Source organism: Actinomycetota bacterium (assembly GCA_035759705.1).
In the GTDB taxonomy this organism is placed as follows: domain Bacteria; phylum Actinomycetota; class CADDZG01; order JAHWKV01; family JAHWKV01; genus JAJCYE01.
Map to the genome: position 1 here is coordinate 1 of DASTUJ010000146.1, position 10255 is coordinate 10255.

At 68.1% G+C, this 10255-nt stretch carries 10 protein-coding genes, 1 tRNA gene and 1 pseudogene; 5 read left to right on the forward strand and 7 right to left on the reverse strand.

Going from position 1 to position 10255, the window contains the following annotated elements:
- On the forward strand, positions 1–1278 hold a 1278-nt coding region (locus VFV09_10175), incomplete at its 5' end, for a site-specific DNA-methyltransferase (protein HEU4868083.1).
- On the opposite strand, the gene VFV09_10180 is transcribed toward VFV09_10175, so the two are convergent.
- The 4 genes and pseudogenes from VFV09_10180 to VFV09_10195 form a co-directional block, all read right to left on the reverse strand.
- Positions 1275–1847 carry a hypothetical protein gene (locus tag VFV09_10180; GenBank protein ID HEU4868084.1) on the reverse strand — a complete coding sequence of 191 codons (573 nt, stop codon included), beginning with the start codon at positions 1845–1847 and terminating at the stop codon, positions 1275–1277. The genes VFV09_10175 and VFV09_10180 overlap by 4 nt on opposite strands.
- Positions 1840–2418 (reverse strand): hypothetical protein, encoded by a 579-nt coding sequence (locus tag VFV09_10185; protein HEU4868085.1) that lies wholly within the window; start codon positions 2416–2418, stop codon positions 1840–1842. The genes VFV09_10180 and VFV09_10185 overlap by 8 nt, the downstream gene beginning before the upstream one ends.
- Positions 2415–2846 carry a MerR family transcriptional regulator gene (locus VFV09_10190; GenBank protein HEU4868086.1) on the reverse strand — a complete coding sequence of 144 codons (432 nt, stop codon included), beginning with the start codon at positions 2844–2846 and terminating at the stop codon, positions 2415–2417. The genes VFV09_10185 and VFV09_10190 overlap by 4 nt, the downstream gene beginning before the upstream one ends.
- A gap of 132 nt (positions 2847–2978) precedes the next feature.
- Positions 2979–3158: pseudogene (locus VFV09_10195) on the reverse strand (cold shock domain-containing protein).
- 180 nt (positions 3159–3338) lie between these two features.
- Here VFV09_10195 and VFV09_10200 point away from each other — a divergent pair.
- Both VFV09_10200 and VFV09_10205 read left to right on the forward strand, forming a co-directional pair.
- Positions 3339–5027 (forward strand): GTPase domain-containing protein, encoded by a 1689-nt coding sequence (locus tag VFV09_10200; GenBank protein HEU4868087.1) that lies wholly within the window; start codon positions 3339–3341, stop codon positions 5025–5027.
- Positions 5024–6619 carry a YfjP family GTPase gene (locus VFV09_10205; protein HEU4868088.1) on the forward strand — a complete coding sequence of 532 codons (1596 nt, stop codon included), beginning with the start codon at positions 5024–5026 and terminating at the stop codon, positions 6617–6619. Before VFV09_10200 ends, VFV09_10205 begins: the two co-directional genes overlap by 4 nt.
- A 41-nt stretch (positions 6620–6660) precedes the next feature.
- Here the strand turns inward: VFV09_10205 and VFV09_10210 are convergent.
- Positions 6661–6741, reverse strand: a tRNA-Tyr gene (locus VFV09_10210).
- 105 nt (positions 6742–6846) lie between these two features.
- Between VFV09_10210 and VFV09_10215 the strand changes: the two genes are divergently transcribed.
- Both VFV09_10215 and VFV09_10220 read left to right on the forward strand, forming a co-directional pair.
- Positions 6847–7335: a YajQ family cyclic di-GMP-binding protein gene (locus VFV09_10215; GenBank protein HEU4868089.1), complete on the forward strand. Its 489-nt coding sequence runs from the start codon at positions 6847–6849 to the stop codon at positions 7333–7335.
- Complete coding sequence (locus VFV09_10220; protein ID HEU4868090.1) at positions 7335–7757, forward strand: HIT family protein; 423 nt, start codon at positions 7335–7337, stop codon at positions 7755–7757. The genes VFV09_10215 and VFV09_10220 overlap by 1 nt, the downstream gene beginning before the upstream one ends.
- A gap of 7 nt (positions 7758–7764) precedes the next feature.
- On the opposite strand, the gene VFV09_10225 is transcribed toward VFV09_10220, so the two are convergent.
- Complete coding sequence (locus tag VFV09_10225; GenBank protein ID HEU4868091.1) at positions 7765–8934, reverse strand: M23 family metallopeptidase; 1170 nt, start codon at positions 8932–8934, stop codon at positions 7765–7767.
- Between the two features lie 178 nt (positions 8935–9112).
- On the reverse strand, positions 9113–9982 hold the full coding sequence (locus tag VFV09_10230) for a zinc metalloprotease HtpX (GenBank protein HEU4868092.1): 870 nt from the start codon (positions 9980–9982) through the stop codon (positions 9113–9115).
- Positions 9983–10255 lie beyond the last annotated feature (273 nt).

The window sequence follows — 10255 nt, forward strand, 5'->3', positions numbered from 1 at the left end:
GCCGTTTTGGGCGAGGGCCACGTGCCCGCCAACTACCTGGACTACCTTCAAATGCTCGAGGACGTCTTCGCCGAGTGCGTGCGCAAGCTCGAGCCGGGAGGCCGGATTGCGGTGAACGTTGCGAACCTGGGGCGCAAGCCCTACCGTTCGCTGTCGTCGGACGTCATAACCATCTTGCAGGACCGCCTGCGCCTGCTTCTTAGAGGTGAGGTCATCTGGCAAAAGGCCCGTGGGTCATCCGGATCCTGCGCCTGGGGGTCTTTCCAGCGCCCCGCCAACCCGGTGCTGCGGGACCTGACCGAGCGGGTGATCATTGCCAGCAAAGGCCGCTTCGACCGGGCGCTCACAGCCAAGGAGCGGGAGGAGCAAGGCTATCCCTCCAACGCAGACCTTTGGAGAGACGAGTACATGGAGGCCACTACCGACCTTTGGGAGATCCCTTCGGAGAGCGCGACCCGGGTGGGACACCCTGCCCCCTTCCCCGTGCAACTGCCCCAGCGGCTCATCCTGCTCTACACCTACCAGGACGATCTGGTTCTGGATCCCTTCATGGGGTCCGGCACCACCGCCGTGGCCGCCATCCGCACCGAACGGCGCTTCTTTGGTTATGACATGGACGAGGAGTACGTAGCCCTGGCGCGCGGACGGGTCACCGAAGCCAGGGCTGCCCAGGTGATCCGGGAAAACGATCCGGAACAGCTACGGCTCGAGTTGCGAGCTACGAGGGTCCCCCCCACCGAGGACATGGGCTTCCAGCAGCGTGCGGTTGCCGAGGGCCGGGCTGCGAAACAGATCGCAGAGGCCATCCTTATGGACTGCGAGTTCGAGTTCATCGAAACAAACGTGCGCCTGCCGTCGGGCGTCGAGGTCAATTTCCGGGCCAAGGACAAAACCGGCGGGACCTGGCTCTTTGACGTCTCGGGCGGGTTCACCAGCAACCGGCCGGGGCTGAAGCGAACCGACACCCTCTGGAAGGCGCTCGGCAAGGCCGCCGTCCTCCACCAGACGTCTCAAGGGACGCCGCTTGTTCTGCTCACCACGGACAAGCCGCCCAAGGGAACCGCCGGAGACGTGGCACTCCGGGTGGTGCTCGGCGAGGACAAGCCGATTACCGACGTGATCTCGATGAAGTCCGCTCTCGACCTTGCGCGGTTGCAGCTTTACGCCGAGAAGGGGCCTGTTTTCCATCCGGAGCCGGCGCCCGCCCCGGCACCGAACGGCCGGGTGGCGGCAGCGCACCGGGTTTCGAAGAACGCCCGGGTAACCCGAAAGGTCTAACTCGCCTCGTTGGGCGTCGGCCAGGGCGCTATGTCCTGCCAGCGCTGGTCGATCTTGCGCAGGGTGTCGACTATGAAGTCGATGGCTCTGCCCGCATCGGTGAACAGGTGGGCGTCCTCGGTGAAGCTGATCAGGACCTTGCCCTTCACTGCACCGGTCCCTACGGCGAGCTGGCGGGTGACCCGGGCCTTCGGGGTCATCACGAGGTCGTGGGTCGACCAGACCGCCCACCGGTCCCCGGGTATGTCCCTGACCAGCAGGAAGGCGTACTTGCCCGCCTCCACCAGCTTGCGGAGAGCGAGCTCGTCGAGGATCAGCAGGTCCCTCTCCGGCACGTCGGGCCGGTATCTGGTCCAGCCCCTGTACACCTGGCGTTTGGCCTTCAGCTCCACCTCGAGCAGGCGGGCGCCGGGGCCCACAAGCTGGTAGTCGAGCCGGTCGGTGGAGGCGGTGGAGCACTGAAGCATCGCAAGCTCCGGGTGGGCGGCCAGCTCGTTGCGGACGTCGGCCTCCAGCCGGTGGCGCTCCTTCAGGTCGGTCTTCCAGTCGGCAGGCAGGCGGTCACGCATCGGGGGGCCCGGTGTCGAACAGCTCGGGCTGGCTGAAAACCTCGGTACGCCACACGGAGGGCAGCGGCTCGGCCGGCGCCGGCGCCTCGGTCAGGTGCCTGCGAAACCGGCGGAACCCGGCGAGGTCCCCGACGGTGGCGGCCACGTCGAATATGTCGGTGTGCAGGTCGGCGAGGATGCGCCCGGCGCGGCTGTCCACGTCCGGCAGGTGCGAGGTGACCACCAGGATCGGCAGATCGGTGCGGCGGGCGATCATCAAAGCCCGGCAGCCCATCTTCAGCACCGTGTCGTTGCGGCGAAGGCCTGCCCTTGGCCCGTCGTCGGGCGTACCCCGGGCCAGGAGCACGAACAAGGCGCCGTTCTGGCCGCGGACTAGGCCGTCGGTCGGGTAGTTGCCGAACTTGAGCTTGTCCGACTCCAGCTCGCCACCGGCCTGGACGATCCACTCCCGGGCCATCTCCTTGAAGTCGGCCCCTGCGGCCGAGGCCAGCGCCTGAAAGGCGGCGTACGCCGGAGGGATGTCCTCGTAGGGCTCGTCGGCCAGGCTCGGGACCTCGAAAAGTTTGGTCATGCGCTTCTCCGGGCGGCGTTGCTTCGAGCGCTGCCCGCCATCCGGCCGAGGACGCCCGCAGGGTCGAACACTGCGGTAGACCCGGGCTCCGAAACCCTGGCCCTGAGTGCAGCGGCTGCGACGACCTCCACGCCGGCCCCCGAGGCAACCAGAAGGTAGTCCCCGGGTACGCCGGAGAGGCTGAGGCCGGAGATCTCCTGACCGAGTTGTCCCACATCCGCCCCCGAGCGGCCGAAGTGCCCGAGGGCGGCCAGCTTCACGACGTCGTCGGGCCCGTAGATACGGCGGCCCGGCCGGCCGACCCCCGCTTCAACCGAGGGCTTCACCCAACCCTGCCGCGCCCAGTAATCGAGCTGCCGGTAGGTGATGTTCGCCAGCTTGGCAGCCATCGGCCCGCTGATTGCGTGGGAGGCCCTCTGTGTAATCACGTTCTCATTACACGACACCAGGGTTATGTAGTCAAGGACCTCCGAAAATGTTACCGACGCCGGCTCTTATGCAAAAGACGGCTTCTCTTTATCCGGATCCTCCTCGGGCGGATCCTCCTCCCCCTCGCGCTTGACTGCGGTGGCTTGAGGCCTGACACCGGTGCCCAGCTCGAACTCGACCCGGTCGCCCTGCTTGAGGGTGCCGCTCCGGACCTGAGAAAAGTGGACGTAGACATCGGCTTCGCCATCGTCGGGGGTGATAAACCCCCAGCCCTTGTTGACGTCGAACGACTTGACCACACCCGTCGCCATCCACGTCTCCTTTCGGTTTGTTGTGCTCAGGCATCAAACCACGGCCTGCGGCAGGCATCCAGACCTCACGGGGCGGACCCCTTTTTTCCGCAGGTCCGCGCCCATGGCCAAAATGGTAGCCGGGCCTCGGATAACCTGGGCCGGTCCGACCGGGAGTATACGAGTGGGTACAGCTTCAACATGAACCCCCAGGAGCTCCACGATGCCGTCGTCACTTTGGGCACCGAGTTGCGGCGTGCGTCGTTCCCGCTCGACTCGCCCGGGAGCGCCGGCGCCCGGGCGGCGCAGAGCGCCCTCGCCGGGCAGATCGACGACTACCTGCTCCCCCGCCTCCGGGAGCTCGACGCCCCGCTGCTGGCCGTCTTCGGCGGCTCGACGGGCGCCGGCAAGTCGACGCTGGTCAACAGCCTTATCGGCCGCACAGTCTCGGCCACCGGCGTCCTCCGCCCGACCACCACCACCCCGATCCTTGTGACCTCTCCCGGCGACATCCGCTGGTTCGAGACCGACCGCGTCCTGCCGGGGCTGGCCCGGACCACCGGCAAGATGGAGCCCGGCTCGACCGGTCTCCACCTGGTCGCCGACGCCGACGTCCCCCGGGGCATGGCGTACCTGGACGCGCCGGACATCGACTCGGTGGTCAAGTCGAACCGGGAGATGGCCACCCAACTGCTGGCCGCCGCCGACCTGTGGCTGTTTGTCACCACCGCCGGGCGTTACGCCGACGCGGTGCCCTGGAGCTACCTGCGCCAGGCGCGGGAACGCAGCACTGCGCTGGCCCTGGTTCTGAACCGGGTCCCCTCCGAGGCGCTGGACGAGGTTCCCCGCCACCTGGAGGAGATGCTCCGGAAGGAGGGCCTGGAGGAAACCGTCGTCCTGACTGTTCCCGAGACCCCCCTGGAGGACGGGCGGATTCCCCACGGGGCGCTGCAGCCGGTCCGGGCGTGGCTGGATGCGCTGGCGGCCGACGCCGAGGCCAGGGCGGCGACCGTTCTGAAGACCCTGACCGGAGCGCTGGACTCGCTGCCGCCGAGGGTCGATGAGATCGCCCGGCAGATGGAAGCCCAGATCGCAGCCGCCGCCGATCTTGCGGGCGACGCCCGTAGGGTCTACGCCCAGGCGGTGGAGGAGGCCGAGGAGGTGCTGAGCGGGGGGACGCTGCTCCGGAGCGAGGTCCTGTCCCGGTGGCACGAGTTCATCGGCACCGGGGACGTCATGAAGAGCCTGCAGAACACGATCGGCAGGATTGGGGACCGCATCAAGGACGTGGTCACCGGAAGGCCGCCGGTGGCGCACGAGGTGCAGACCGAGGTCGAGCGCAGCATCGAGACGGTCGTGATTTCGGTCGCCGACCGGGCGGTGGAGCGAACGGTGGCCGCCTGGAAGATGTCGTCGCACGGGGAGTCGCTGATCGCCGCCGGCGCCGCTCCGCAGCAGTCGTCCCCGCAACTGCGGGCCGGTGTCGAGACGGAGGTCCGGGCGTGGCAGTCGACGGTCATGGACCTGGTGAAGGAGCAGGGGCCCGGGCGCCGGGCGGCCGGGAGGGCGGTCTCGTTCGGGGTCAACGCCGCCGGCGCGGCCCTGATGCTCGTGGTCTTCGCCCACAGCGGCGGGCTGACCGGCGGTGAGGTGGTGATCGCAGGGGGGACGGCTGCGCTCAGCCAGAGGCTGCTCGAGGCCATCTTCGGCGAGGAAGCGGTCCGCACGCTGGCCTCCCGGGCGAAGGGGGACCTGGTCAAAAGGCTGACCCGGCTGCTGGACGCCGAGGCCGACAGGTTCGCCGCCGCGGCCACCCGGCACGTTCCGGCGCCGAACCAGGTGGAGCAGCTTCGTGCGGCGCTGGAAGCGGTCCGGGCCGGACGGCCGTGAAACCGCTCCTTCGCAGCAAGCAGGCCCCGGACCTGGACGACCGGCTCCAGGCGCTGCGCCGGGTGGTCGACATCGGCCGCGACCGGTTCGACCCCGCCCTGGTCGACGACGCGCGCGGCGTGCTGGACCGGGGGACCGAGCGGATGGGTTTCGGCAAGAACGTGACGGTGGTTGCGCTCACCGGGGCGACCGGCACGGGCAAGTCGTCGCTCTTCAACCGGCTGAGCGGTACCGACCTGGCTCAGGTGGGGGTCCGGCGCCCGACCACCTCCACGTCGCAGGCGGTGGTTTGGGGGGAGGCCTCCGCCGTGCTCGACTGGCTGGGGGTGGCCCGCCGGCACGGGCTGAGCGACCCCGCTCTGGACGGCCTGGTGCTCCTCGACCTGCCGGACCACGACTCGACCCACGTCGAACACCGCATAGAGGCCGACCGCCTGGTCCAGCTGGTCGACGTTTTCGTCTGGGTGGTCGACCCGCAGAAGTACGCCGACGCCGTCCTCCACGACGACTACCTGCGGCCGCTGGCCGGGCACGCGGCAGTCACGGTGGTCGTGCTCAACCAGGTCGACCGGCTGACCGAGACCGAGAGGCGGCAGTGCCTGGCCGACCTCTCCCGCCTGCTGAAGGACGACGGCCTCATCGGGGTCAAGGTCCTTTCGACCTCGACCGTGACCGGCGAGGGCATCGATGCCCTGCAGGAGACGATCGCGACCCGGCTGCATGAGGAGAGGGCCGCCGCCGAGCGGCTGTCCGCCGACCTCGACGGCCTGGCCGCACGCCTGGCCCCCCTGTGCGGCTCATCGAAGTCGCCCGGCCTCGGCGGCTCCGAGCAGGACAGACTCGTCGACGCCCTGGCCGAGGCAGCCGGTGTCGATGTGGTCGCAACGGCGGTCGCCCGGGCCCACCGCCGGGCGGCGGCGCTGGCCATGGGCTGGCCGTTCACCCGGTGGCTCCGGCGCTTCCGGCCCGACCCGCTGCACCGGCTCCACCTCGGACGGGGCGGCGAGGGGGGACGGACGTCGCTCCCCCAGGCGACCCCGGTCCAGAGGGCCCAGGTCGACAGCGCGGTGCGCCGGGCGGCCAACGCCGCCTCCTCGGGCCTGCCCGCCCCGTGGCCCGACTCGGTCAAACGCCGGGTGGCGGACTCTTCCCAGACCCTGCTGGGCGACCTGGACGCCTCGGTGTCGTCCACCGACCTGCAGGAGTCGAGCCGCCCCGGGTGGTGGAGCGTCGCCAACGGCGTGCAGACCCTGCTGGCGACCGTCGCGATCCTGGGGTTCGCCTGGCTGGCGGTCCTGTTCGCCCTCGAGTGGTTCCAGATCCCGCGGCCCCCGACTCCGGAGGTGGAGAACGTCCCGTGGCCGACCCTCGCCCTGCTGGGCGGCCTGCTCGCCGGCTTCCTGCTAAGCGTCCTCTTTCAACAACTGGCGAGGCTCGGCGCCCGGCGCCGGGCGGCGCGGGCCCGGAACGCCCTTCGGGAAGGTGTGGCGCAGATCGCCGACAGAGACGTGGTTTCGCCCATCCGGGACGAGCTGGGCCAGATGGAGTCGTTCTGCGCCGCGCTGGAAACGCTCAAGCGGGGCGGGAGATAAAGACACCGGGCGCCCCTAAGGGCGCCCGGTGTCAGAAGGTGTGGTGGGAGAAGGATTCGAACCTCCGAAGCTTACGCAACCGGTTTACAGCCGGCTCCCTTTGGCCACTTAGGTATCCCACCGAGGAAGGCTTGGCGGCGGCTTCGCCGCCCCCAACCTGTGAACAGCCCTGGCGGGCTGTTGTCGCATTAGGATAAAGCAACAAGGCAAACGAATCTGGGGGCACCGTGGCGCAGGCATCTTTCGACGTGGTGAGCGAGGTCGACAACCAGGAGGTGATCAACGCCCTGGACCAGGCCCGGCGCGAGATAACTCAGCGCTTCGACTTCAAGAACACCGGCACCGAGATCGAGCACGCGGGCGAGCAGATCACCATCCGGTCCAACTCCGAGGGGCGGGTCCAGGCAGCGGTCGAGGTTCTGAAGGAGAAGATGGTCCGCCGCAACGTCTCTCTGAAGGCCCTTTCCGAGGGCAAGATCGAGCCGGCGGGCGGGTCGACGTTCAGGCAGGTCATCGACATCGTGCACGGCATCTCCGAGGAGAAGGCCCGGACGATCAACAAGTTCATCAAGGCTTCGGGGCACAAGGTGCAAAGCCAGATCCAGGGCGACCAGCTGAGGGTGTCGTCGAAGTCCCGGGACGACCTGCAGGGGGTCATCCAGGCGCTGAAGGAAGAGGACTTCGGGATCCCGCTGCAGTTCACGAACTACCGCTAGTGTCCGACGACTGCATCTTTTGCCGGATAGCCTCCGGAGAAGCACCCGCCCAGATCGTCTACGAGGACGAGGCGGTCTTCGCGATCATGGACATCTTCCCGTGGGCCGAGGGCCACACCCTCGTCATACCGCGGACCCACGCCCCGACGATCTGGGACATCTCACCGGACGACGCCGCCGCGGTGATCGGAGCCGCCCACAGGCTGGCGCCCGCGCTGCGCGATGCGGTGGGCGCAGAGGGCATGAACCTCCTCCAGTCGAACGGCCGGGCGGCCTGGCAGCAGGTCGACCACTTCCACCTCCACCTGATTCCGAGGTGGGAAGGGGACCCGCTGGTCCAGCCGGTCTCGCCCGCTGCGGGCGACATGAAAGCGATCGAAGCGACTGCGGCGAAGATCTCCAGGGCCCTGTCCGGGGCCTGAACCCCTCTTAGTTGATCAGCGCCTGGGTGACCGGGCCCAGCACGACCGCTGTCTTCGACGTGGAGTTCCCGATGAAGTCGGTCAACTTCTTCGTCCGGGAGTTGATAGCTCCGCGAACATCGGCCAGGCGCTGCTCCTCGCTCTTTTGCTCCTCGGTCAGCTGGACCTGTTCGACAGTCCCGCCCGAGGCGGTCTGCCGGGCCAGGCCAAGAACGCCCAACGTCGGGTCCATCATCGAGAACCACATGACGTCCTCGGGAGCCGTGATCGACGTGTTCTGGAGAAGCTTGTCGACCTCCTTGGTCACAACGATCCCGGGAAGCACCGTCCTGCCGGCGGTGTTCGGAATACCGGACATGTTCCCGTTGACGAACTGAGTCGCCTGCTCCTCCGCCTGGCGCAGCGCGTCGTCGAGGAACGGCTTGGGGTCGCGGGCCGGGGTCCCGGGTCCACCGCCAGGGTGAAGCTCGAAGTGGAGGTGGGGAGACCCGCCTTCCGCGTTTCCGGTGTCGCCGACAAAACCGATGACGTAACCCTTCTCAACCCGCTGGCCGACCTGCAGGTCCCTGGCCCAGCTCTGGAGGTGGGCGTAGTAGTAGCCCATGCCGCTGTCGCCGCGCAGCCAGACCGAGATGCCGCCGGCGCCGGCGGTCCCCTTCTGGACCACCTTGCCCGCCTCGGACGAGACGATCGGGGTCCCGAAATCGGCGAAGACGTCGGTGCCCTGGTGGAGGTGGGGAACCGGCGTGTAGCGGGGGAAGCCCCAGTCGTGGCTGAAGTTGGCCTTGCCGGCGATGGGGAACGGCGAGGCCACGTTCAGCAGCGCGTCCTCCAACCTCACTCCCTTGGTGGTAGCGGGCTGGAGGCGTTCGAAAAGGGTATTTGTGTTCCGGGCGGGGGATCTCCGGATTGCCGGTAGGGCGATGGGAAACGGCTGGGTCCGCGGGTCCACGGGCGCTGCCGGAGCCGCAGCCGGCGGCGCCGGGGCGCCGGGAGCCGGTGCAGCAGGAGCAGGAGGAGCTGGAGCGGGAGGAGCGGGAGGGGGCGGCGCGGGGGTCGGCGGTGGTATCAAGAGGTTCAGCAGTTCCTGCAGCTGGGCGCTGGCAGGGACCGCGGTGAAGGCGACCAGTGAAAAAGCCATGGCGCAGCAGACCGCCAGATTTACTGCACGCCTCAAGCGAGTCCTCCCAAACTTCGACTAAGGCGCCGTCGATTGCCTTCCGCACGACGGCCGAAATGATACGGAACCCTACCGCGAATGAACCCGGGCAAGTCAAGCCAATGGGAACTTGGAAAATCCAACAGGAGCCCTTTCGGGCTCCTGTTGGGAAGTTATGGGGCGCAGATGGAGCTTTTCAGGCCGGATACCCGGTCCTGGCGGCCATCTCGTTCAGCCGGTAAATCCGCTCCTCTGTAGGCGGGTGCGTGCTGAACATCCGGGATGCACCCCGTGCCCAAGCTCCCCGCAGGGGGTTGACGATGAACATCGGGGCGGCCGAGGGGTTGACCGCCATCGGCACCCGCTGCGACATGACCTCCAGCTTGCGAAGGGCGCTGGCGAGCCCCTGAGGCCTGCCGGCGATCTCGGCGCCCAGCGCGTCTGCCGCAAACTCCCTCGAGCGAGAGACCGCCATCTGCATGATCATCGCGGCGATGGGAGCAACGATGCTCGCCACCAGCAGCCCGATAATGCCGCCCGGGTTGTCGTCGTCATCGCCACCGCCGAACATGGCTCCCCATCGGGCCATGGTGGCGACGAAGGAGATGGCGCCGGCGATCGTAGCCGCAACCGAAGCGATCAGGATGTCCCGGTTCCGGACGTGAGCCAGCTCGTGCGCCAGCACGCCTTCGAGCTCGTCGGGGCTGAGGATCTCCAGGATGCCCTCGGTCACCGCGACGGCAGCGTGGGAAGGGTTACGCCCGGTGGCGAACGCGTTCGGCTGTTTCGAAGGGATCAGGTGCAGGCTGGGCATCGGCAGTCCCGCCCTCCGGGTCAGGCGCTCCACCGCGGCGTAGAGTTCCGGCGCCTCCGTCCGGCTCACCGGCCGGGCCCGGCTCATCCTCAGCGCAATGCGGTCCGAGAACCAGTAGGAGCCGAGGTTCATCACTGCGGCAAAAACCAGGCCGAGCATTGCGCCGCTCCGGCCGCCCAGCAGATTTCCGAGAAACACCATCAACCCTGCAAGTGAGCCGAGCAGCAGGGCGGTCTTCATGTTGTTCTTCATGTCATCACCTCTTATTTCAAGAGTAGGGCTCACCTGCAGATACGAGGGCACCTGGTCGCTTAGAAAACGGTAAAAACCGGGGCCGGGTTTGTTAGCGGCGGGTCCCCGTTTCGTTAACTCCGTGTCAATTCTGGGCGCCGGGCGCCCATTTTGGGACCCTGAAGTTCCCGGCGGGAATACCCTTCGGCCATGGTCCCCGAACGCGAGCTTCTCCTTGCCGACGACACGGTCACCGGAGCGGCGTGGTGCCGCGCCCACAGCGACCTGGTCGAC